At 32.9% G+C, this 23271-nt stretch carries 21 protein-coding genes; 17 read left to right on the top strand and 4 right to left on the bottom strand.

Going from position 1 to position 23271, the window contains the following annotated elements; translation table 11 throughout:
- Positions 1 to 129 precede the first annotated feature (129 nt).
- From murA to FC091_RS05955, 17 genes are all read left to right on the top strand, one after another.
- Positions 130 to 1368 (top strand): UDP-N-acetylglucosamine 1-carboxyvinyltransferase, encoded by a 1239-nt coding sequence (murA, locus tag FC091_RS06035; protein ID WP_138433372.1) that lies wholly within the window; start codon positions 130 to 132, stop codon positions 1366 to 1368.
- Positions 1365 to 2690: an oligosaccharide flippase family protein gene (locus tag FC091_RS06030; RefSeq protein WP_138433371.1), complete on the top strand. Its 1326-nt coding sequence runs from the start codon at positions 1365 to 1367 to the stop codon at positions 2688 to 2690. Before murA ends, FC091_RS06030 begins: the two co-directional genes overlap by 4 nt.
- Positions 2687 to 3550 (top strand): sulfotransferase, encoded by an 864-nt coding sequence (locus FC091_RS06025; protein ID WP_138433370.1) that lies wholly within the window; start codon positions 2687 to 2689, stop codon positions 3548 to 3550. The genes FC091_RS06030 and FC091_RS06025 overlap by 4 nt, the downstream gene beginning before the upstream one ends.
- Entirely contained in the window at positions 3547 to 4728 is a 1182-nt protein-coding gene (locus tag FC091_RS06020) for a hypothetical protein (protein ID WP_138433369.1), read from the top strand. Before FC091_RS06025 ends, FC091_RS06020 begins: the two co-directional genes overlap by 4 nt.
- A 12-nt stretch (positions 4729 to 4740) precedes the next feature.
- Positions 4741 to 5598 carry a UDP-N-acetylmuramate dehydrogenase gene (murB, locus tag FC091_RS06015; protein ID WP_138433368.1) on the top strand — a complete coding sequence of 286 codons (858 nt, stop codon included), beginning with the start codon at positions 4741 to 4743 and terminating at the stop codon, positions 5596 to 5598.
- Positions 5599 to 5642: 44 nt separating this feature from the next.
- Positions 5643 to 6842, top strand: a complete 1200-nt coding sequence (locus FC091_RS06010) for an O-antigen ligase family protein (RefSeq protein WP_138433367.1) — start codon at positions 5643 to 5645, stop codon at positions 6840 to 6842.
- 13 nt (positions 6843 to 6855) lie between these two features.
- Entirely contained in the window at positions 6856 to 8010 is a 1155-nt protein-coding gene (locus FC091_RS06005) for a glycosyltransferase (protein WP_138433366.1), read from the top strand.
- A 14-nt stretch (positions 8011 to 8024) separates the two neighbouring features.
- The gene (locus FC091_RS06000; protein WP_138433365.1) at positions 8025 to 9143 is read left to right on the top strand and encodes a CapA family protein; all 1119 of its coding nucleotides are present in this window, start codon (positions 8025 to 8027) and stop codon (positions 9141 to 9143) included.
- Positions 9133 to 10164 (top strand): ATP-grasp domain-containing protein, encoded by a 1032-nt coding sequence (locus FC091_RS05995; protein ID WP_138433364.1) that lies wholly within the window; start codon positions 9133 to 9135, stop codon positions 10162 to 10164. Before FC091_RS06000 ends, FC091_RS05995 begins: the two co-directional genes overlap by 11 nt.
- An 18-nt stretch (positions 10165 to 10182) precedes the next feature.
- Positions 10183 to 11226, top strand: coding sequence for a glycosyltransferase family 4 protein (locus FC091_RS05990; RefSeq protein WP_138433363.1), 1044 nt, complete (start codon positions 10183 to 10185; stop codon positions 11224 to 11226).
- Between the two features lie 8 nt (positions 11227 to 11234).
- Positions 11235 to 12425, top strand: coding sequence for a delta-aminolevulinic acid dehydratase (locus FC091_RS05985; protein WP_212745828.1), 1191 nt, complete (start codon positions 11235 to 11237; stop codon positions 12423 to 12425).
- A gap of 2 nt (positions 12426 to 12427) precedes the next feature.
- Positions 12428 to 13126: a WecB/TagA/CpsF family glycosyltransferase gene (locus FC091_RS05980; protein WP_138433362.1), complete on the top strand. Its 699-nt coding sequence runs from the start codon at positions 12428 to 12430 to the stop codon at positions 13124 to 13126.
- A 567-nt stretch (positions 13127 to 13693) separates the two neighbouring features.
- Positions 13694 to 14791 carry a non-hydrolyzing UDP-N-acetylglucosamine 2-epimerase gene (wecB, locus tag FC091_RS05975; RefSeq protein ID WP_138433361.1) on the top strand — a complete coding sequence of 366 codons (1098 nt, stop codon included), beginning with the start codon at positions 13694 to 13696 and terminating at the stop codon, positions 14789 to 14791.
- Positions 14792 to 14876: 85 nt separating this feature from the next.
- Entirely contained in the window at positions 14877 to 15968 is a 1092-nt protein-coding gene (locus FC091_RS05970) for an MraY family glycosyltransferase (protein ID WP_138433360.1), read from the top strand.
- A 94-nt stretch (positions 15969 to 16062) separates the two neighbouring features.
- Complete coding sequence (locus tag FC091_RS05965) at positions 16063 to 16824, top strand: polysaccharide biosynthesis/export family protein (protein ID WP_138433359.1); 762 nt, start codon at positions 16063 to 16065, stop codon at positions 16822 to 16824.
- A gap of 3 nt (positions 16825 to 16827) precedes the next feature.
- The gene (locus FC091_RS05960; RefSeq protein ID WP_138433358.1) at positions 16828 to 19158 is read left to right on the top strand and encodes a GumC family protein; all 2331 of its coding nucleotides are present in this window, start codon (positions 16828 to 16830) and stop codon (positions 19156 to 19158) included.
- Positions 19159 to 19267: 109 nt separating this feature from the next.
- On the top strand, positions 19268 to 19687 hold the full coding sequence (locus FC091_RS05955) for a CBS domain-containing protein (protein WP_138433357.1): 420 nt from the start codon (positions 19268 to 19270) through the stop codon (positions 19685 to 19687).
- Between the two features lie 26 nt (positions 19688 to 19713).
- Here the strand turns inward: FC091_RS05955 and rpe are convergent, their stop codons facing one another.
- The 4 genes from rpe to FC091_RS05935 all read right to left on the bottom strand — a co-directional run bounded on the left by rpe (position 19714) and on the right by FC091_RS05935 (position 23260).
- Entirely contained in the window at positions 19714 to 20376 is a 663-nt protein-coding gene (gene rpe, locus FC091_RS05950) for a ribulose-phosphate 3-epimerase (RefSeq protein ID WP_138433356.1), read from the bottom strand.
- A gap of 283 nt (positions 20377 to 20659) precedes the next feature.
- Positions 20660 to 21523 carry a sigma-70 family RNA polymerase sigma factor gene (locus FC091_RS05945; protein ID WP_040247666.1) on the bottom strand — a complete coding sequence of 288 codons (864 nt, stop codon included), beginning with the start codon at positions 21521 to 21523 and terminating at the stop codon, positions 20660 to 20662.
- Positions 21524 to 21617: 94 nt separating this feature from the next.
- Entirely contained in the window at positions 21618 to 21992 is a 375-nt protein-coding gene (locus tag FC091_RS05940) for a hypothetical protein (protein ID WP_138433355.1), read from the bottom strand.
- Between the two features lie 68 nt (positions 21993 to 22060).
- A complete protein-coding gene (locus tag FC091_RS05935) occupies positions 22061 to 23260 on the bottom strand; it encodes a glutamate-5-semialdehyde dehydrogenase (RefSeq protein ID WP_138433354.1) in 1200 nt (399 codons plus the stop codon).
- Positions 23261 to 23271: the final 11 nt, after the last annotated feature.

Below are 23271 nucleotides of genomic sequence, written 5' to 3'. Positions count from 1 at the left end.
ATGGTATTAATTTGGAGCTACTTTGTTATGATGCTAAGAGAATTGTTTTAGATTTGTAACGTAGCCGTAATTTATAACCTGTTTATAGATAAAGTTGGTAGGTGTAATTGGCTAAGTTTTTAACAAATAATGGATATACTTAAAGTAAAAAAAGCACAACTACAAGGTCAGGTAAGACTCAGTGGTGCTAAAAATAGTGGGCTTAAACTACTCACAGCATCAGTATTAACAGATGAACCTGTTGAAATTTCTAATGCTCCCAACGGATTGTTAGATATGCAAGTACATATTAAAATGCTCAATAAAATGGGCAAGATTTGTGAAGAGGGTGACCGTTTTTTAAAGATTACAGAGAATACCATTAACCCAGAACTTTTATGGGACGAGCGATCCATCAGAAACTCATTACTCATTTTAGGAACGCTAACCACAAGATTTGGTCATGGAAAAGTACCATTACCAGGTGGCTGTAAATTAGGCGAGCGCAAGTATGATTTGCACGTTATGATTTTAGAGCAGATGGGTGCCAAAGTATGGGAAGAAGAGGGCTATCTGTGTACCAAAGCAAACGGAAAACTTAAAGGTGGAGACCTTCATTTGTCTATGCGTTCTACTGGTGCAACAGAAAATGCCATTTTGTGTGCAACGTTAGCAGAAGGCACTACTACAGTTTGGAATCCACACATACGGCCAGAAATTATAGACCTTATTACCATGCTCAACAAAATGGGAGCAAAGATTAAGGTGTTTGGCCAAAAATGTATTGTTATAGAAGGTGTAGAAAAATTAAGTGGTGTAAAGCATAGTGTAATACCAGATAATATGGAAGCCTTAACTTGGGCTATTGGTGCTGTGGTAACACATGGTGATGTTGAAATTTTAGATTTCCCTTTTGAGCATCTCGAAGTCCCTTTGGTACACCTAAGAGAGAGTGGCATGCAATTTTACAGAGGCGAAAACTCGTTGATTGTAAGAGGAGGCGAAGCTTATCCTATAGATATTAGTACTGGGCCATATCCAGGTATCAACTCAGACATGCAGCCCTTGTTTGCGGTGTTTGGTGCAGTATCCAAAGGGGAATCCCGCATTATAGATTTAAGATTTCCTGGACGTTATGGATATGCCGAAGAATTAGCAAAAATGGGTATGGATTATCAAATAGATGGAGACTTGCTTAAGATACATGGTGGCAATCCACTTACAGGAGCTACGGTTACTGCACTAGATTTAAGAGCTGGTATTGCTTTGGTTTTAGCAGGACTTACAGCAGATGGAGAAACTACCATTGAAAATGCTTGGCAAATTGGTAGAGGGTACGAAAACCTACATGATAAATTGCAAGGATTGGGAGTTAATATGAATCGATGAGTAGATTACTAAAAAATAAGTTTAAATCTCTCGATATTCATACAAGAGAAGTAATTAAAAAATCTATTGCTTCCATGTTTGTAAAAGGTACTGGCATGATTGTAGCTCTTGTGGTTAGCATTTTTCTAGGTAGAGCAATTGGTGCATCAGGTTTAGGGATTATTAATCTTTCTAATAGAGTAATTGCTATCGCTCTTGTATTTTGCTTATTGGGTACAAGGACAGTATTAGTTAAAAATATAGCTGTAGGGTATAATCTAAAACAATTTAATAGAATAGGGTCGTACATGCATACGGCTTATATTTTTAATGGTTTACTTTCTATAATTGTTGTTAGCATTCTTTTGTTAATATCTCCTTGGTTAGCATTTAACGTTTTTAATGAACCTGATTTGATGATACCCCTGGTTGTAGCAGTAATATCTCTGGTTCCTCAAACTTTTTCAAGATTATTTAGTGCAGGGGTAAACGGATATAGAAAAATTTGGCAAAGTAATTTGGTAGACAAAACACTGAGTTCGATCTTAATAGCAATATCACTTTTCTTAATGTATATTACAGATACAGAAATTTCTATTGTTAGAGTTGCAATTGTCTATGGTGTAAGTAGCCTAATAGTTACCATAGTCATTGGTGTTTATTGGAAAAAATTATTTACAAATAATAGTAAGCCAAAATTTGTTGTAAAAAAGTTAATAAGACCTGCGCTGCCTCTGTTGTGGATATCAATAAGCAGCATAATTTCAGCTAATGCAGCAGTTGTTTTACTTGGTTGGCTAAGTAATTCAAAAGAAGTTGGCTTGTATACTGTTGCGACAAGTATTGCACTTTTAACAAGTTTTTTTTTAAAAGTGACAAACTCTGTTGTCTCACCAAAGTTAGCAGGTTTAAATGCAGAGGGCAAAAAAAAAGAAATGGAAGTAATGGTAAGGCAAACCACCAAAGGTTTGACATTTATAGCAGGCTTACCTGTGATTATTTTTATAATTGCCGGAAAGTATGTTTTAAATCTTTGGGGTGAAGAATTTATCGTCGCATACCAAATTTTGGTTATTTTGAGTATTGGTCAATTTTTCAATATAGCAACAGGGTGCTCGGGTTTATTGTTAGTAATGTGTGGTTTTGAAAAACAACATGGTTATATATCTTTCGTTTTTGTGGTGCTCAATTTAATTTTAAATTTTATTCTTATCTCATGGTATGGGCTTTTAGGTGCTGCTATAACCATGTCTGTGACAGTGGCTCTAGAAAACATAATTAAGGTCATTGTAGCACAGAAAAAAACAGGGATCTTAACTTTACCAATAAAAATTTTTAAATGAAAAAAGACTTTACCTTTATCAGTGGGCTAGGTGGTTCGGGAACTAGAGTTATTGTAGATATATTTAAAGAAATTAATTTTAATTTTGGTTACGATGTTAATCGTGCAGACGATGACTTATCATTTACGTTATTATTTAAATTACCAACCCATTTTAAAAAATATTTTGGTAAGCGAAGTAGGTATATAAATCGTCTTTTAGATACGCACAATAAACTTCTGCTAAACAAGAGATTGAATTTTTTGGACTGTTATTTTATACTAAGAGCCTCTATCCTTCATTTTTTTCAATTTCGTAAGTACAATTTTAAATGGATACTTTACAGGTATAAAGGAATTCTTTTTAAGCGGAGAGGTGTTGATGAACAATTATGGGGATGGAAAGAACCTCATACGATTATGTTCATAGAAGATATTTACTATAAGTACCCTAAATCTAAATTCATCTTGCTAATAAGAAATGGATTAGATATGGTATATTCTAAAAACAATCAACAATTTTATAATTACTCAGAATATTTTGATATCGATAATAAGAATGAGTCAGAAAAAAACAAATTTGACTTTTGGTACAATTTTAACAAGTACAGTATTGAAAAAGGGCGGAAATTATTTGCAGAAAACTTTCACATAGTGTTCTACGAAGATTTAATACATCATAACGAAGGTAGTATTAAAGAACTATTACAGTTTATGGGTTGCACGGCAGATCAATCTTCAATAGAAAAAATAAAATTGAAAATAACTGCACCACAAACAGTAAACCGCTTCAAGAATAAAGATAAAAGTTGGATTGATAAGGATGTAAAAACAAAATTACAAACTATTGGATACGATAGTAAAAAATTTGATTTAGAATGATAAAAATTGCAATATGCTTAACAGGCTATTATTTTAGAAATTTAAATCTATATAAAAGTTTGCTTGATGAAGCTAAACTAAACCCTTCGTTTATTTTCGATTTTTACATTCTATCCCACAAAAAAGTAACAGAAATTGATAGAAATATTCTAAATTATTTAAGAGATAATAATTGGCAAATTATCTTTGAAGAAAATGTTGGTTGGGATTGGGGTTGTCACGTGCAATTTATGCAATGGTTATCAAAAAAAAACAACCAAAAACCAGATTATATACTCTTTTTGCATGATGATATTAGAATTGTAAAAAATGGTTTCGTTGAAGCTTTTATGAATAAAATAAAGCAAGGATTCGAATTGGTTGGCAACAGTAGTCCTTTTACTAAAATTGATAATTTTAAAGATAATTATTTCGAAGAAGCTTTTATTTTAAACAGGCTAAATATTCCATTTGCAGAAAAAGAGATAAAAATTGTAAGAGGTTCTGCATTTTTCACAACCTTTGGACTCGCAGATTCTACTTTAAAAAACTTACCATACCAAATTACAGGAAATATACATATGGCTAATAGATCGCTTCGCCTTTTTGCATCGATGGTAGCAGAAAAAGTTAGTGTTCAAAAAGTATGCTATCTTGATAAAAGAAACTTTGAAAGTGATTTTATTATTGAAGAAATGAGAGGAAAGAAGATGAGTCCCTTTTTTAAAATTTTGAGACAGTTAAATCAGCAGACTAAAAAACTATTTAAAGCTATATTTAAAAAGTATCAATATTTTAGATTAAATCAATCTAAAAGTAATTGTAAAAACAGGCTTAAGATTCATATTTCTAAAACTTCGGTACTTAATGGTTATTTAAACATACACCTAGGTGAAAACAAAAAACACAAAAGTGATATAGATGATTATGAAGATTTGATAAAGAATGGAAGGGTTTGTGAAGTGAAAATATCCGACGATTTGATAGCCTATAATGAACAAATAATGAGTCATATTATTAGTTCAGCTAAACGTTCAAAACAACCAGTAAGAATTTTTATTGAAGTTTCAAAGAATCAAAAAACTACTGTCAAAAAAGTAATACCAGCTGACCAAAGTTTAAAAATACATACTTTTCTTATGCCAAAAGGTGATGGTTTTAATTGGATTAGTAATTTAGTCATTGACGTAAATTTTTGATCTAAAAAATAAATGAAGTATTACAAAGATTTTGATTTAACAAATTATAACGCATACAGGGTAAAAGCGATTTGTAAGAATGCTTTTTTTCCAGAAAATGAAGCAGACCTTACAGCGTTATATACCAAAAAACAAGACTATGTACTTTTAGGTAGCGGTCATAATATTATTTGTTCTAAACCGTATTATGATGCAGATTTTATCATCTTTAATGGTAATTTTAATACATTAAAAGTGGATGAAACTACAAGTGTAATTGAGGCAGAAGCTGGCGCAACCATTTTAGAGGTGAGTAATTTGGCACAAAAGCATAGCTTATCTGGCGCAGAGTTTTTTTACGATATACCAAGTTCGGTTGGCGGTGCTGTAGTAATGAATGCTGGTACCAAAGAAGGGGAGACCAAAAACATTTTAACTAAGGTGCGTTACCTCGATTTGGCAGATATGCTGGTTAAAGAAAAACATAATGAAGATCTAGAGTTAAGTTATCGCAACAGTCTATTTCAAAAACAAAATGATAAAGTCATTCTAAAAGCTTGGTTTCAACTACAAAGGGGCAATGCAGTAGACATAAAATCCATTATGGAAGCGTCTAAAGCTAGACGTTGGGAAAAACAACCTAGAGAATACCCAAATTGTGGCAGTGTATATAAAAGACCTCCTGGGCGTTTTGTTGGGCCAATGTTAGATGAGCTTGGGCTTAAAGGTTACAGGGTAGGTGGTGCAGAGATATCCAAAAAGCATAGTGGGTTTATCGTAAATGTAGGTAATGCAACAGGTAAAGATATTTTAGAGCTTATTAAGCATACCAAAGAACAAGTTAAAGCAGCTTTTGGAGTAGATTTAGAAGTTGAGCAACGTATTATCTAAGAATTATAAGTTTGGTAGACTTTTTTTAGAAAAATTATAATGAAATGGGCATAACAAAATCAAAAAAAGGGCTAGTCTTAATACTGTTCTTTACGCTGTTGTCGTTTTTTGATTTACTGTATCCGTCAAAAGGCGATAATGTAGATAGGATTGTGCCGCAAATCGGCAGAGCTGCTTTTTTTGGAGTTATGTTGGTTTATCTTTTTAATATTAAAATAAAGGGATACAGAATACCCGAACCAATTACGGGCAAAGCTATTAGGTTTCTTTTGTTGTTATTTTGTGTGGTTAGTTTACTACATTTAGAGTTACTGTTAAAAAATCTCTTTCCGTTCTTAAAGGTGTTGTATTGGATGGCAGGTTACTATTGCTTTTACTATGCTATCGTCTCGGGTCTTGTGTCTAAGAGACATCTTAATATACTTGTCGTTTCCATGGTTGTTATTTATTTCTTGGTAGTACTTAGGGATTTTTCGAATACAGCTTTATGGAAAGGGTCAAAAAACTATTTTGTATCTAATAATTCGTATCATTTATTAAAATTATTCCCTTTAGTACTTCTAATGAGAAATAAGTTTACTAATGTATTGATATTGCTAACTGCATTAGGAATTGTTTTAGCGTTTAAAAGAGGAGCGTTGTTGGCATTTAGTGTAGCTTTTGCAGTATATTATTTTTATATTTTGTTTAAAGTAAAAGAAAAAAAGCTTCTGAAGTTAATCTTTGGTATAGGTGTATTTTCTGCGGCTTCCTATTACTTTTTATTAAACATGGATATTTTTCTTACTCGTGTAGAAGATTTTGAAAATGTTGAAACAGCAGGATCTGGGAGGGGAAGAATGTTTACTCTTATTATAAATGAAATGTTGAATAATGATAATCCGTTAGTGTTGTTGTTTGGCAATGGGTTTTATGCAACAGTTGACTTTTTTCAAAAGACTATTGGTCATAGCATAGTGGCGCATAGTGACATTATGGAATTTTTCTTTAACTACGGTCTTTTAGGACTGGGTGCAATTATTTTCTTTTTTTATAGAGTATTTAAGTTGTTTTTATTTTTTAAAGGCACTTATGAAGGACTTGTGATTTTTATATGGATGGTGGTTGTTGGCCTTGGCTGTTCTTACTCTGTTAATCTCTTTGCTCCCGAAATGATTTATGCTATCATCTCTTTGGTCATATTAGAGGCTAAAAGAATTTGGATACTAAATAGTAGGACTATAACCCATCAACCAATTAATTAACTAAAAACTAATAATGAGAATAGTTTACTTAATTACAACAAAGGGACATGGAAAAGGAGGGCATTTTCATAGTTTAAATACCATAGCCAATACCATTGGACAGGTTCATGATGTACATGTAATTAATGTTGGTGTGCAACGCTCAGAATCTCTGGATTCCAGTAGCTATAAAATGTCATTTGTAAACTATAACGGATATAATTTTTTTAAGGTTTTTCTCAAGCTTAAAAAGATCGTTAAACATATTCAACCTCAGGTAGTTCACGCATTTGATGTAGAATCCTTTGCGTTTGGAAGATTACTTTCTGCAAATCTAGGACAGTCTAGTTACCTTAATAAATGCGGTGGGCCAAACCCAAAATTATACTATCCCAAAGCTGATAATTTAGTGCTTTTCAGCCATGAGAATCAACATTTTTTTGATGAGCATAGAAAATATCAAAAAGTTAATAAAGTTCTTATACCTAATAGAGTGTTACCTGTTTATATAGATGAAGAAAAGGTAAAAGCGTTTAAAGAAAAACATAAGATAAATACGGAAATTACAATCTTAAGAATTGCTAGAATAGGAAACCATTATCATAAGTCCATATTACAAGGTATTAATTTGGTGAAATGGCTTGCAGAACAAGGATGTGATATCAAATTTATAATTTTGGGTACCATTCAGAGTGAAGATATATATAGAGATATATTAGATTATATCAATCAAAATAATATATCTAACCATGTTATTATAGAAACAGATGATAAATTTACTTATAATGCAAGTAGGGTTCTCAGTGTGGGTGATATAATTATTGGTACAGGTCGAAACTTTATGGAGGCCTCGAGTCTAGGTCAAATTTTACTTGTTCCTTACAAGGACGATGATTACCCTTTGCTTGTAGATAATCATAATTTCAATCAAGTTTTCGAAACCAATTTTTCGCCAAGAACTAAGGTAGATAATTATGACAGCAAATTAAATTTAGAAAATATACTTAGCCTAGTTCAATCAAATGATCGTAACATCAATTCCAAAAAATGGTTCAATAGTTTTTTTAATGTCAATGAGGCGGTAAATAAATATACCGAGTTGTACAATGTATCTGATAATCGTAAATTATTTTTGTTAGATGTTATCCTTAATATATTGTATTCAATCAAAGGACTTGTAATTAAGTAGTAAAGAGACAAACCATGAAAATAATCATAGGTGGCGACATTTGCCCAATAAATACGAATAAAAACCATTTTAAAAATAATGCTAAGCTTTTTGGTGATTTTCAGGAAGAATTCCAACAATCAGATTTAAATATTATAAATCTAGAGGTTCCATTGACCAATGCTACAAGAAAAATTTTAAAGTCAGGCCCTAATATCAAAGGGCCAGTTTTTGCTGCAAATTCTTTAAACCTGTCAAATATACATGTAGTGAGTTTGGCTAATAATCATATAGGTGATTTCTCTAGTCAAGGAGTGTTAGAAACTATTGAGGTTTGCTCTAAAAATAATCTAAAGAGTGTTGGTGCTGGTACAAATATCTATGAAGCTGGCAAGCCATTAGTTGTAAATGCAGCCAAGAAAGTTGGGATAATATCCATGTCTGATACAGAATTTGGAATAGCTACAACTAAAACAGCTGGAGTAAATCCTTTAGATATTTGCGAAGTTTCCCTGCGGTTAATCGATCTTAAAGAAAAAACCGATTTTAATATTGTTATTCTTCATGAAGGCAAAGAACATTACAAATACCCATCACCTAACTTGCAAAAAATTTGCAGATATTTATGCGATGTGGGGGCAGATTTAGTTGTTTGTCAGCATTCACACATATGTGGTGCCTGGGAAACTTATAAAAATGCTAATATTTTTTATGGACAAGGTAACCTCATGTTCGATTATGCCAACAGAAATTCCATTAACTGGAATACAGGTTTTTTAATTAAGATAGAGTTAGAAGACAATAAGGTTCGCATAAAACAAATACCATTTAAACAAACTTATCCGGGTATAGCTAAGTTAAATAAAGAAGAAAGCGAAAAGTTTTTTGAGGAATCAGAACAAATGAGCAAAAATGTCTTAGATCAGAATTTTATAAATGAATCTTGGGCTAAGTTTATTGAAAAGTTCGAACCATTGTATTTTAGTGTTTTTAAAGGATATGGTAGAGTTTTAAGGAAACTGAATTCCATATTTCCTTTTGTAAAAAGAACGTATTCAAAAAAAAGTAAAGCTATATTACTTAATGCAATAAGGAGCAGAGTTCATAGAGAAGTTGTAATAGATATTTTAGAGAAAGAGGTAAATGGAAAATAAAACAATAGTTTTCTTAGTAGACTACAATAATAGGTTTTCATACAAGTGGAATGCTAAACCTTACAGAAGTGGTCTTAATAAAGAGACACTTCTCTTGGAGTTTAAAAAACTTGGACGTGAGGTCATATTTATGTCTTACACAGATTTAAATTTTAGAGACAAGGAGTTTTTTTTAGACAAAGTTTTTTTATACACTAGCCAAGAAGATGAAAATTTATTTTACAAAAGCTATGTAGAAGATATTGTATTAGGCTTAGAATTGATAGGTGCAAATGTGATACCAGGATATAAGTATTTAAGAGCTCACCATAACAAAATGTTTATGGAGATTATTAGAGATGTGGCACCTATCCCTGAAATCAAAAATATAAAGTCAAATTATTTTGGGACTTTTGAAGATTTCAAAAAATCTGCCGATAGTTTTAGTTATCCACTAGTACTTAAAAGTGCGTTTGGTGCTACAAGCAAAGCTGTAACTTTAATCAGCAATAAAAAAGAAGCGCTAAAAAAAATAAAATCTTATTCTAATAGTAAAAGCTTTTGGTATGATCTCAAAGATTATATTAGAGCCATAAAACACAAGGGCTACAAAAGAGAATCTAGATATAGAAGAAAATTTATAGTACAGAACTTAATATCTGGGATGGATAGAGACTATAAGATACTAGTATTTGGTGATAAATATTATGTTTTAGAAAGAAGAGTTAAGAAAAATGACTTCAGAGCAAGTGGAAGCGGACTTATAAACTATACCAAAGATATACCAGCAGGTATGTTAGATTATGCTCATGATTTTTTTGAAAAACAAAACCTTCCGTTTTTTGCAATGGATGTGGCCTTTGATAAACAAAATTTCTCTTTAATAGAGTTTCAGGCATTATACTTTGGAACTCATACTTTAGACACGGCACCATATTATTTTATCCAAAAAAATGGAGAGTGGGTTTGTGTTGAGAAAAAATCTGTAATAGAAACAGAAATGGCATTTGCTTTAGATAGTTTTTTAAGCAGACAGCAATAAGTGTCTAATACAATAAATATGAAAAAAGTACTAATAGTTGTACCAGATTTAAACTTGCCAGGTGGTGTTGCCAATTATTATAAGACTTTAAGGATAGATAAGCATAAACACATAAAATACTTTAATATTAATGGTGGTATTTTTAAGAATACGGCTTTAAGATTGATAGAAAGAAATATTTCTTTTTTCTTTTTATTGTTTAGGTTTAAAATTGTTCATGTCAATCCTTCGCTACTAAATAAAGCTTTTTTACGCGAAAGTGTTTTAATCGCTATATCTTTATTGCATAGAAAGAAAATAATAGTATTTGTAAGAGGTTGGGGTAATGATTTTGAAAATAAAATACATTCTAACAAGATTTATAACCAAATATTTAGATTAATATGGTGCAAGGCAAATGTGTTTATTGTACTTGGCAATGTGTTTAAATCAAAAATAAAAAAGCTTGGTTATAATAAAAATGTAATAATAGAAACAACCTTGTCTGAGTATCAAAGTTCGATACCTAAATCAATAGATAATAAGGGTGTTAATTTGCTTTTTATATCTAGGTTGGTAAAAGAAAAAGGAGTCTATATAGCAATAGATGCACTAAAGATTCTTCAAAAAAAATATAATATAAAGAATGTGTGTTTATACATTGCAGGAGATGGTGATATACGTAAAGAGGTTGAAGATTATATTAACAAACAAGAGGTTGTTAATTGTAGTGTGTTAGGGGCTGTGCACGGTGACACAAAAGATGAATTATTTCAAAAGTCTCATATTTTAATTTTTCCGACATATCATGGAGAAGGGCTTCCAAATACAATCTTAGAAGCAATGGGTAGTGGACTTCCTATAATATCTAGAATCAATGCAGGTATACCAGATCAGGTAGAACAGGGCGTCAATGGGTTTTTAACTTTGTCATTAAAACCAGAGTGGTATGCTGAAACCGTATTAAAGTTGCTGGATAACGATACATATCAAACAATTTCAAAAAATAATATAGAAAAAGCAAAGCATTACTCAATAAGTGCCGTAAGTTCGAGATTGCTGAGTATATATAGTCAACTATAAAATAAAAAGTGATTCCTAATTTTAAAAACAGCTTCCAAAACCTCAAAACCTATTGCGAAACCGAAAACTTCGCAGGTTGGGACCCTTACGATGGTTTAAACTCTAAAGTGTTTCAAGCATTACCGCTTAAACATTGGGATTTGGCGCGCTTGGCATGGATACAGGGCTTTAAAAGGAGTCCTATTAATTTTAGGAGACTATTGCTGGTACCTAAGCAGCACAACTCAAAAGGGATAGCATTATTCCTTTTGGGCTATTGTAGGTTATACGAAGCATCACGCAATGGTAATACCGAATTCGGAACCTCAGAAACGCTTTTAGAGAAAATTAAGTATCTAACCAAACTACTTTTAGACATGAAAGTAGAAGGTTATGCAGGGGCATGTTGGGGCTATAACTTCGATTGGCAGGCAAGACGACTCTTTCTATTCAAAAAAAATACACCAACAGTAGTGGCAACTGCCTTTTGTGTAGAGGCACTAATAGAAAGCTATAAAATAACACAAGACGAAAACGTGCTAAATACAGCCCTGTCGTCAGCAGAATTCGTGTTGCAAGATTTATCCAGAACCGAGCACGGTAACGGACACATCTTTTCATACAGTGTCAAAGACGGCAATAATACGGTAATCAACGCCTCGTTGTTAGGTGCAAAAATTTTAAGCTACGCCTACAAATACAAACAAAAGCAAACGTATCTAGATACGGCAAAAAAAGCGGTTATTGCAGCTTGTGATTTGCAAGAAGACGATGGTTCATGGATATATGGATTATTATCCATACAGTCTTGGAAAGATAGTTTTCATACCGGTTTTAATTTAGATGCCTTAGAAACCTATCAGCAAAATACAGGCGATACGACGTTTCAAAAATACATAGATAAAGGTTGGGACTACTATACAGAACACTTTTTTGAAGCAGATGGCAAACCAAAATATTATCACGATAAAACCTATCCTATAGATATCCATTGCCCAGCACAGGTCATAGTAACAGCCTCAAAATTGAGCACCTTTAAAGAACATTTAGAATTATTAGAGCGTACACTAAACTGGACGATAGAAAACATGCAGTCTAAAAAAGGCTACTTTTATTACCAATACAGGCAAGGATTGAGTTCAAAAATTCCATATATGCGATGGAGTAATGCCTTTATGTTTAACGCTATGGCACATTATTATTTAGAAATAAACAAATAACCATGCAGTTTCAAGCCCTAAATAACGTCATTACCTATGCGCCAAAATCTAGAGATCAACTTATAGACTATGCTTTTCAGCATCACAAAATATTGGTGGCAGTAAATGCAGAAAAAATTCTACATGCTACAGATCAAAGTCGCGCTATTATTAACCGAAACTTAGGTTATCCAGATGGTATAGGTGCCGTTTGGGCATTGCGCAAAAAAGGACATAAAGAGGTCGTTAAAATCCCAGGATGCGAACTTTGGCTAAATATTGTAGAGAAGTACCATAAAACAAAGACGTTTTATTTGGTAGGAGGGAAACAAGAAGTTATAGATGAAACTGTTGCAAAGCTAAAAGAAGACTTTAAAGGCATTAACATATGTAACTACAGAAATGGCTACATAAAGAATGAAGTTGAAGAAAAAACGCTTATTGAAGATATCGTTAAACACCAGCCAGATGTTGTTTTTGTAGCTATGGGATCACCAAAGCAAGAACTACTCATGGAGCGTATACAGCAAAAACATCAAGCCGTATATCAAGGCTTAGGAGGAAGTTTTGATGTGTACACAGGTAATGTAAAACGCGCTCCAAAATGGTGGGTTAAAAACAATCTAGAATGGGCATATAGACTCATTAACCAGCCATCAAGAATCAAGCGTCAAATACATCTGGTACGTTTTTTAGTAAATTTAATACTAGGGAAATATTAAGAACCCAAACAATAATAGTTATTTAGCATTTTAAACAAAAGGTATCGTGTTGGCGTCACGTCGAGCATGTCTGTAGCTAGATAGGCCTTCCGATAGCTAACACCAAGATTATCAAGAAGCATATCATAAAAAGAAAACACACGCATTACGTCAGTTCGAGTGTTTTATTCGAAGTATGAGAATAAAATGTATCGAGAAGGTTTTTGGTTGCTAAATTGTAATACTAAAGAAATGATAGCTAACAGGCAGGAAAATTTTTATCATGTCAATCAAAAGGCCCAATCCCAATGACGAATTTTATAAAAAAGAACAGGAGTTGGTACATTAAGTTGCTATTAAATTTTAGAATATTAGATAGCAATGCGTCATTAGGAGCTCCTTCGGGTCTTCACCGGGTCTAATTCGGGTCTAATTCGGGTCATATTCGGGTCAACGGTAGTTTTTTCCTACAAATCCTAAAAGTTTGAATTTAAAGACTGTTGTTCATGGTAAAGGAATTGCTAAAAAACTATAAATTTGTAGTATTAGCACTATAACTATAATAAAACCAATCAACCCAAAGCTCTCATGTACAAGATCACAATAATAGCAGGTGCAAGACCTAACTTTATGAAAATAGCACCAATAATCCATGCCATTGAAAATGCTAAACAAAAAGGTGAAGCTTTAGAGTATAGATTAGTGCATACGGGTCAACATTACGATAAAAACATGTCTGGTAGTTTTTTTGAGCAACTCAGCATTCCAGAACCACATATTAACTTAGAGTGCAGTGGAGGCACACAAGCTGAGCAAACAGCAGCGATTCTAGTAAGTTTTGAAAAGGAATTAATGACAAATCCTGCAGATTTGGTTTTGGTGGTTGGTGATGTAACATCAACAATGGCTTGTGCTTTAGTAGCGCAAAAACTGCATACTAAGGTAGCCCATGTAGAGGCAGGTATTCGCTCTGATGACTGGACAATGCCAGAAGAGATTAATAGATTAGTTACCGATAGTATTACCAATTATTACTTTACAACATCAGAATTGGCGAACCAAAACTTGCTTAAAAGTGGTGCAGAAGACAACCAGATATTTTACGTGGGTAATACCATGATAGATACACTTTTAAAGCATAGACCAAACTTTAAAGCACCAGAGGTCTATGGTCAATTAGGTCTCAAGCCAAAATCGTATATCGTAATGACGCTGCATCGTCCAGCAAATGTCGATGAAGAGGGTCAGTTAAAGGCTATGATAGAAGAGATTGTTGGCAATACTAAAGACTTGCCATTAATTTTTCCTGTGCATCCAAGAACTGCTAAAATCCTGGAGCGTTTAAAAGTGTCACATCCTAGATTGCATATGGTGGCACCTTTAAGCTATTTAGAATTTAATTACTTAGTAGAAAACGCTAAAGCAGTCATTACAGATTCAGGTGGTATTACAGAAGAAACCTCAGTAATGAACGTGCCTTGTATGACGCTTCGAGATAACACAGAGCGACCAGAAACCATAACCTTAGGGACTAATGAGTTGGTAGGAACTAATCCGCAGGCTATTAAACCTTACTTAGAAAAACTTTTTAATGGAGAATGGAAAGATTACAAAACAATTCCGCTATGGGATGGTAAAACCGCTGAAAGAATAGTAGCGCATATCCTAAATTTTGCTAAGAAATAATTTGTAGATATTTGTCTAAACATCTTATACTTCGTTTAGAAAGTTGTATATTTCTAATCCCCTAAGATGTTTTAAAATCAACCATATGATTGAAACATTACTCAAGAATTTTTCCCCTGAAAATAATATAACCATTTGGTTAATAGCAGCTTTTGTATTGGCTTTCTTAATCGCTTTTCAGACATTCCCTACCATACTATATGTAGCCAAAGAGAAACACTTAATGGATGAACCAGATAGTAGAAGTGTGCATTCTGATAAAACACCAACCCTTGGTGGTATTGGTATTTTTGTAGGGCTCATTGTCGTAATGACAATTGTAGGAGCCTTTTTAAATACCAAGGTTTTGCTATTGGTTATGGGCGGTCTTACGATTCTATTCTTTTTAGGGCTAAAGGATGATTTAACCGTACTCTCTGCAAGGAAGAAGTTTATGGGACAATTACTTGCGGCTGGTTTGCTCATTGTGTTTACAGATACTAGGATAATTGGATTTTCAAAAATTTTAGATATCGATGTGTTGCCATATTGGATATCAGTAGGATTTACCCTCTTTGTTTATGTTCTTATTATTAATGCATACAATTTGATTGACGGCGTGGATGGGTTGGCAGGTACTATTGCATTAAGTGTTAGCGGTATTTTTGTGTACTTTTTTGTAAATTCTAATGAGTTGAGTTTAGCAACGATTGCTATTGCCCTATGTGGTTGTTTGCTTGCATTCCTAAGACTAAATTTTTCAAAAAAGAGTAAGCTTTTTATGGGTGACACTGGTTCAATGATTGTTGGATTTTTACTGGCCTTCTTTACTATTAGCTTTATTAATATGGCACAATTAGATAGTAGCTCAGCATATTATAAGGCATCACCAGCTTTAGCGTTTGCATTATTATTTTACCCACTTATTGATACTTTAAGAATATTCTTTATAAGAATCGTAATTCACAAAACAAGTCCTTTTAAAGCCGATAAAAATCACATTCATCACAGATTCATAAGAAGTGGTTACAGCCATTTAATGACAACGGTTTTAATTAGCAGTATTAACGTTATTATAATAGGTATAGCTTTTAATTTACTTCACCTCAACCTCAATACTCAAATCATATTTTTATTACTTTATGGTTCTGCCCTTTATACGCTGCCATTTCTAATAAGAAAAATAACGGTTAATTGAGTTAAGTCCGTACTAAGATCTTATTATGTTACTATAGCTTTTGTCAATCCTTGAAATGCGGTTATATTTGCTATACTTGTAATTATTAGTTTTAATGAAAAAAAGAATATTAAGTTTACTTATTTTGGTTGTTTTGAGCTCTTGTGCTTCAAAAAAAGAAATATTGTATATGCAAGATGCCCTACAGCAAGATAATAGCACAGTAAACTATAAGTCTGCGAATATTCAGCCAAATGATATTTTAAAAATAACGGTAGAAAGTACAATACCAGAAGCAGCAGTACCATACAATAAATCTAGAGTCTTGGGTGCGCAGCCTCAAAACTTACAAGTACTTCAATTAGATGGCTATTTAGTATCTATAGATAATACAATTAAGTTTCCGGTTTTAGGTGAAATTTCGACAGCAAATAAAACAACTAAAGCATTGGAAGAGGACATTAAAGATCGGTTAACCTCAGGTGGCCATCTTACCAACCCAACAGTTAACGTAAGACTCATCAATGCTAAAGTTACTATTTTAGGCGAAGTTAATAAGCCTGGCACGTATAGTTTTACAGAACAAAATATTACGATATTACAAGCCTTAGGTTATGCTGGTGATCTAACTATTAATGGTAAACGTGATGATATTCTTATAACTCGGGAAGTTGACGGTGTGCGTAAAATATCTCATATAGACCTAACTTCAACTTCATTTATGAATAGTGAGTTCTATTTTATAAAGCCAAATGACAATATTGTTGTAAACCCTAATAACCCTAAGGTTAAAAGTGCTGGTTTTGTTGGTAATGTGGGCACTATATTAACCATTGCATCATTAGCGCTTAGTGTTACAATTTTACTTACAAGATAAAGTATGGATAATCAATTTAATAATAGTTTTTTGGGGGAAGAGGATAAAATTGATGTTAAGCAAATTGTAAGGCAATATTTAAGCTATTGGCCGTGGTTCGTAATTGCAGTTGTTGTTTCAATGTTAAGCGCGTATATCTACTTGCGATACGCACCACGTATTTTCGAAACCTATTCTAAAATAAAAGTTTTAGATGAATCTGAAGGTCTAGAGTTACCTACCTCCGCATTTGTTTTTAAGAGATCTAATATAAACCTTGAGAATGAAATTGAAATTATAGGCTCATTTCTTATTATGGAGAAGGTAGTTAGGGAGTTAAACCTAAATACTGTTTTTTATGAAGAGGGTACAATCCAAACCAAGCAAATAGAATCACTGCCACTAGATTATGCTCAAGTCATCCTGCCAGATAGTATATCAGCACCTATGTCCTATAAGGTATCAATAACTGATAAAGGATTTCAAATAACCAATTTAGATACAGAAAAAGTCTTTAATTTTAAAGGACATTCAACATATACACAGAATCATAAATTACCATTTAATTTAAAGTTAAACGATCAGATACCGTTAACTGATATAGTTGAGAATACATATAATATTGTTTACAGAACAGTAAAAGAAGCTACACTGTCCTTAAAAACTAAAATCGTTGTTGAAGCTATTGGAGACCAAAGTGACATATTAAAACTTTCAATTAAAGGTGAAAGTAAAGAGTTGTCAGAAAAAATCCTAAATACTTTAATGAAGGTTTTTGATAATGATGGTATTAAAGATAGGCAGTTAGTATCTGAACGTACTATAGATTTTATAGATGCAAGATTTAAATTTTTGGCAAAGGAGTTAGACTCCATAGAAATTAATAGACAAGGGTTTAAGCAAGATAATAATATAGTAGACATTCAAACCGATGCAGAGCTAGGACTTCAACAACGAACAAAATCCGAAGAAGAAGTGTTTGCGCTAGAAAACCAATTAGAACTTTCAAATTTGTTGGTCAATTCACTGATTACTGACTCCAAATCAGACCTATTGCCAGCAAATATTGGTATAGAAAACGTAAGTATTAATGCGCTTATTTCAGAATACAATACTGCAGTAATAAATAGGGATAAGTTAATTAGTAGTGGTGGTGAAAATAATCCAATGGTGCAACTAGCTATTACTGAAGTTCAAAATTTAAAGTCAAATATAGATCGGTCTTTAAAGGCATATTCAGCTCAAGTAAGTGCCTCTCTAAATCAATTAAAAAATAAGAATAGAAGATTGACTGGAAGAGTGTCTCAAATACCAGAGCAAGAAAGATTGTTTAAGGCTATTGATCGTCAACAGAAAATAAAGGAAAGTTTATATCTATTATTACTTCAAAAACGAGAAGAGGCTGCTATAAATTTAGCGATAACTGAACCATCTATAAAAGAGGTCGAGAGAGCACTTTCTAGTATAAAACCAATATCGCCAAAACCAACTATAGTCTATGCAGGTGCCCTTTTAGCTGGCTTATTAATACCTTTTGGAATATTATACCTCATTTTTATGTTAGATACAAAACTACATAGTAAAGACGATATTATTGAGGTAACTTCAAAGATCCCTGTGATAGGTGAGATACCAGATTTAAGAAAAAAGAAAAATATTATTTTTAAGGATCCCAATGACCGTTCACCACTAGCAGAGGCTTTCAGAATATTAAGCTCTAATGTAGATTTTATACTACCTATAGAACAAGATCGAGGGAGAGTTATTTACTGTACATCGACAATAAAAGGTGAAGGAAAGACCTATGTTAGCCTTAATTTGTCTCTCGCTTTATCTAGTATCAATAAAAAAGTGTTGGTCATTGGTGCTGACCTTAGAAATCCTCAGATACATTCGCATATTAGTGAGGATAAACAAAAGGCAGGTTTATCTAACTATCTTCATGACGTAGATTACGATTGGAAAGATGCTCTAATAAGTGGTTTTGATAAGCATCCTAATCACCATATTATTCTTTCAGGAAGTATTCCGCCTAATCCAGCACATTTGCTTACAAATGGACGCTTTAAAAAATTAATTGAAGAAGCAAGAGAAGAATATGACTATGTTGTCGTTGATACAGCGCCAACAATATTGGTAACTGATACCATGCTAATTTCTCAATTTGCAGATGCGACTATTTACCTTACAAGGGCTAACTATACCGAGAAAAACTTATTAAAATTCTCAAAAGAATTATCAGAGAGTGGTAAGTTAAAGAATGTGGCATATGTTATTAATAGCGTAGGAGCGAGTAAGTCTCAAGGCTATGGCTATAACTATGGCTACAACTATGGTTATGGTAGTGTTAAATAACACATAGGATGTAACTACTGGTTTGGATTCAGTTTCTTACATGATATTTATCATGATTTCTCTCGGTTTTATGGATTACTTTTAATAGTGAATTATAAAACTAATAGTCATGAGATATATACCACCAATTTCCGAAATAATGAGTAAAAACATCATTGCTCTTAATAGAGATGATGATTTAGAAACTGCCGAACTACTTTTTAAAAGACATAAAATAAGACATATACCTGTTGTTAACGGAGAAGTTATTATAGGGATGCTTAGCTATTCAGATTTGTTACGCATAAGTTTTGCTGATGCTGTCTATGACAATGAAGAAGAAGTTGATACTCTTGTGTATAATATGTTTACAATAGACCAAGTGATGGTAAAAGACGTGGTTACCGTACCTTCAACTGCAACTATAAAAGATGTAGCTAAGATATTGTCAGAAAAAGAGTTTCATGCTTTACCTGTTGTAGACGACGGAAACCTTGTGGGTATAGTTACTACTACAGATTTAATAAATTATCTCCTAAAGCAATTATAAATGAAAAGCGCCTATAAGGCGCTTTTTTATGAGTTGGCTATGGATTTTAAACTTTTGATTGTTGCTGTAGGATTATCACTTTTAAAAACATGACTTCCGGCAACAAAAGTGTCTGCACCAGCCTCGACTAATTTCTTTATATTCTCATCGGTAACACCGCCATCAATTTCAATGCGCGTGTCTAAACCTTGTTTATCAATTAGTGCACGCAATTTTTTAATACGTTGGTAGGTAACGTCTTCAAATTTTTGACCGCCAAAACCAGGATTTATTGACATTAGCAATACCATATAACATTCTGGTAAAATATCCTCTAAAACATTAATGGGAGTAGTAATGTTAAGAACAACTCCTGCTTTGCATCCAGCATCTTTAATTTGTCGTAATGTTCTATGTAAATGTACTGTAGATTCATAATGCACAGTAATGATATCTGCACCTACTCTAGCAAATTCTTCAATATAGCGTTCAGGTTTTTCAATCATTAAATGCACATCTAAAGGTTTGGTAGCGTGCTTTTTTATAGCTGCAATTACTGGCATTCCGTAAGAAATATTTGGCACAAAATGCCCATCCATTACATCAATATGAAACCAATCTGCTTCACTATTGTTAACCATTTCGGTATCGCGTTGTAAGTTTCCGAAATCAGCAGCTAACATGGAAGGTGCTATAATTTTTTTAGTCATTTAATTAGATTGTTAAGAGTTTGGGCAAAGTTATATAAAATTGAAGTTTATTAAGCTTTGAAGTTAATAAGATATTATAAAAAGTGAACCCACGGTAATCAGCCGTGGGTTCTTTCATCAATCAAAAAACGAACAGTTATGTTTTGTAACTGTTGTTACCTTTATTAGGTTGGTGCTTAAATATACAAAAAACCAAGCCCAATCAAACCTTTATATCATTTTAACTCTAAATACTTTTATAATTATTATAAATAATATTATCTAAAGTATTCTATAACAGAAGTTAACCTAAATAAGTTTTTAATATTTTACTTCTAGACGTATGTTTTAATCTGCGAATTGCTTTTTCTTTAATTTGTCTAACACGCTCACGAGTTAAATCAAAAGTCTCTCCAATTTCTTCTAAAGTCATCGGATGTTGATTTCCAAGTCCAAAATACAATCGGATCACATCAGCTTCTCGTGGAGTAAGAGTTTCTAGCGCACGCTCAATTTCAGTTCTTAAAGATTCATGTAATAAATCTTTATCAGGATTTGGAGACTCGCCGCTACGCAGTACATCGTAAAGGTTAGAATCTTCACCTTCAACCAAAGGTGCATCCATGCTTACATGGCGACCAGAATTTTTCATAGACTCTTTAACATCGTTAATAGTCATGTCTAATTCCTTAGCAATTTCTTCAGCAGATGGTGGACGCTCATGACTTTGTTCTAAGAATGCAAATGTCTTATTAATTTTATTTATTGAACCAATCTTATTGAGCGGTAAACGCACAATACGAGATTGCTCTGCTAATGCTTGTAAGATAGATTGACGAATCCACCATACCGCATAAGATATAAACTTAAAACCACGTGTTTCATCAAAACGCTGAGCGGCTTTAATAAGACCTAAATTTCCTTCATTAATTAAGTCTGGTAAGGTTAAACCTTGGTTTTGGTATTGTTTTGCTACAGATACAACAAAGCGTAGGTTGGCCTTAGTTAATTTTTCTAAAGCAACTTGATCTCCTGCTTTTATACGCTGTGCTAATTCTACTTCCTCGTCTGCTGTAATTAAGTCGACTTTACCAATTTCTTGTAGGTATTTGTCTAATGAAGCGGTTTCTCTGTTAGTAACCTGCTTGGTAATTTTGAGCTGTCTCATTTACTTATATATGATTTGTGCAATTTACAACATTGTTGTTGCTTTTATTATACGTAAACAAGCATCAAAATGTTACAGAGTTTAGAAAAAAAAATTAAATTTTAAGCAATTTTACGGTGTCAAGGTGAATGGCATCGATGGTCTCATTTGTGAATTTGTAATGCCCTCTTGTAGTAATTAACCTAAAGCGATAAGACTTGAGTTGACTTAGCGTGTTGAGAAATAACCACTTTGATTTTAATAGCTTAGGTCTTTTAGATTTTAGGCTTAAATCAAAAATATGTTTTCTACCTTCTTTTTCAGCAACAATATCTGGTGTAATATCTATATCACTACCTCTTTTATGATAAGATTTTGGCGTTTCATAGCCTTCTAAATCTGCTTTGATATTATTGTATCCCAAGTTTTCTAAATAACTTATTGAGTTACTTAATTCTTCGCTGTATTTTTTTTTATCTTCTGAAATCATAACATATATAATAATGATTTAGAATGAAAATTCCAAATTTTCGACTGTTTTTAAGTAGCTAAACACTACTAAATCCTTACTTGGCCATCCCCAAAAACATAATATTTATTGGTAACTAATTGCTTTAAGCCCAGTGGTCCTCTATGATGTAACTTGTCTGTACTTATAGCAAGTTCAGCACCAACTCCCATTTGCCCACCATCGGTAAATCTAGTGGAAGCATTGTGGTAAACAGCAGCACTATCTACATTGTTCATAAATGTTAAGGCCTCATTTTCATCTTCTGTTATGATTGCTGCAGAGTGTTTACCTGAGTATTTATTGATCATTTCAATTGCTTCGACAACATTATCAACAGACGCAATGAGAAGCTTTAGTGCGAGAAACTCTTCAAACCAAATACTGTCCTGAGATACTTTATCTACGTGCTTTAAAAGATGAGAAACACTTTTATCTGCGATGATTTCGACCTTATGTTGTTCTAGTTTCTGCTGAAGCATTTTAAGTTTGGTTTTATATTCTGGAATATTCTTATTAATCAATACTTTATCAAGTGCGTTACATCCTGAAATTTTGTCGGTTTTGGCGTTGATAATAACATTAACAGCTTTACTCCAATCTGCTTTTTCTGAGACATACAAGAAATTATTTCCTCTACCACTGACGAGTACTGCACAGGTTGCATGAGTTTTAACGAACTCAATAAGTCGTTCACCTCCTCTCGGCACAATTAAATCTAACGGTTCGGTTGGATTTTTCAAAAACTCTTGGGTTTCTTCTCGTTTTAAATGTAATAGCTTAATCCAATCTTTAGAAAGTCCGTTTTTAGTTAAAGCTTCATGCCAGCATTGCTCTAAAATAATATTACTGTTATAAGCTTCTTTACCACCTTTTAGTAAGATCTTATTATTGGCCTTAAATGCCAATACAGCGGCTTCAATGGTAACATCTGGTCGCGATTCATATATAATAAGAATGGTGCCGAATGGGGCAGTAGTATTCACTATATTAAGTCCATTTTTTAAGGTTCTATTAGAAATTTCCTGACCAACAGGATCGTCTTGAAGTCTTACCGAGTTTACGGCTTCTATCATTTCGTTTACTTTCTTATCATTAACAATAAGGCGGTCAAAAAGCGCTTGGTCTTCCTTTTGAAAAGCTTCTAAGTCTTTTTTATTGGCTTCTATAATAGCATCGCGTTTGCGATCTAAAATATCTGCCATGGATGTTAATACCTTGTTTTTTATTTCTGTATTCAAAAGTTTCATAATTGTTTCGA

The organism is Winogradskyella algicola, from assembly GCF_005869935.1.
In the GTDB taxonomy this organism is placed as follows: domain Bacteria; phylum Bacteroidota; class Bacteroidia; order Flavobacteriales; family Flavobacteriaceae; genus Winogradskyella; species Winogradskyella algicola.
This window is presented reverse-complemented; position numbering and strand designations above follow the sequence as displayed.

Bases quoted from the DNA above. Each gene is read 5' to 3' on its own strand.
- FC091_RS05935 (WP_138433354.1), bottom strand. From the start codon at position 23,260: ATGAAACTTTTGAATACAGAAATAAAAAACAAGGTATTAACATCCATG.
- FC091_RS05955 (WP_138433357.1), top strand. From the start codon at position 19,268: ATGAGATATATACCACCAATTTCCGAAATAATGAGTAAAAACATCATT.
- murA (WP_138433372.1), top strand. From the start codon at position 130: ATGGATATACTTAAAGTAAAAAAAGCACAACTACAAGGTCAGGTAAGA.
- FC091_RS05990 (WP_138433363.1), top strand. From the start codon at position 10,183: ATGAAAAAAGTACTAATAGTTGTACCAGATTTAAACTTGCCAGGTGGT.
- FC091_RS05940 (WP_138433355.1), bottom strand. From the start codon at position 21,992: ATGATTTCAGAAGATAAAAAAAAATACAGCGAAGAATTAAGTAACTCA.
- FC091_RS05995 (WP_138433364.1), top strand. From the start codon at position 9,133: ATGGAAAATAAAACAATAGTTTTCTTAGTAGACTACAATAATAGGTTT.
- murB (WP_138433368.1), top strand. From the start codon at position 4,741: ATGAAGTATTACAAAGATTTTGATTTAACAAATTATAACGCATACAGG.
- wecB (WP_138433361.1), top strand. From the start codon at position 13,694: ATGTACAAGATCACAATAATAGCAGGTGCAAGACCTAACTTTATGAAA.
- FC091_RS05980 (WP_138433362.1), top strand. From the start codon at position 12,428: ATGCAGTTTCAAGCCCTAAATAACGTCATTACCTATGCGCCAAAATCT.
- FC091_RS05945 (WP_040247666.1), bottom strand. From the start codon at position 21,523: ATGAGACAGCTCAAAATTACCAAGCAGGTTACTAACAGAGAAACCGCT.
- FC091_RS05965 (WP_138433359.1), top strand. From the start codon at position 16,063: ATGAAAAAAAGAATATTAAGTTTACTTATTTTGGTTGTTTTGAGCTCT.
- FC091_RS06000 (WP_138433365.1), top strand. From the start codon at position 8,025: ATGAAAATAATCATAGGTGGCGACATTTGCCCAATAAATACGAATAAA.
- FC091_RS05970 (WP_138433360.1), top strand. From the start codon at position 14,877: ATGATTGAAACATTACTCAAGAATTTTTCCCCTGAAAATAATATAACC.
- FC091_RS06025 (WP_138433370.1), top strand. From the start codon at position 2,687: ATGAAAAAAGACTTTACCTTTATCAGTGGGCTAGGTGGTTCGGGAACT.
- FC091_RS06020 (WP_138433369.1), top strand. From the start codon at position 3,547: ATGATAAAAATTGCAATATGCTTAACAGGCTATTATTTTAGAAATTTA.
- FC091_RS06010 (WP_138433367.1), top strand. From the start codon at position 5,643: ATGGGCATAACAAAATCAAAAAAAGGGCTAGTCTTAATACTGTTCTTT.
- FC091_RS06030 (WP_138433371.1), top strand. From the start codon at position 1,365: ATGAGTAGATTACTAAAAAATAAGTTTAAATCTCTCGATATTCATACA.
- FC091_RS05960 (WP_138433358.1), top strand. From the start codon at position 16,828: ATGGATAATCAATTTAATAATAGTTTTTTGGGGGAAGAGGATAAAATT.
- FC091_RS06005 (WP_138433366.1), top strand. From the start codon at position 6,856: ATGAGAATAGTTTACTTAATTACAACAAAGGGACATGGAAAAGGAGGG.
- rpe (WP_138433356.1), bottom strand. From the start codon at position 20,376: ATGACTAAAAAAATTATAGCACCTTCCATGTTAGCTGCTGATTTCGGA.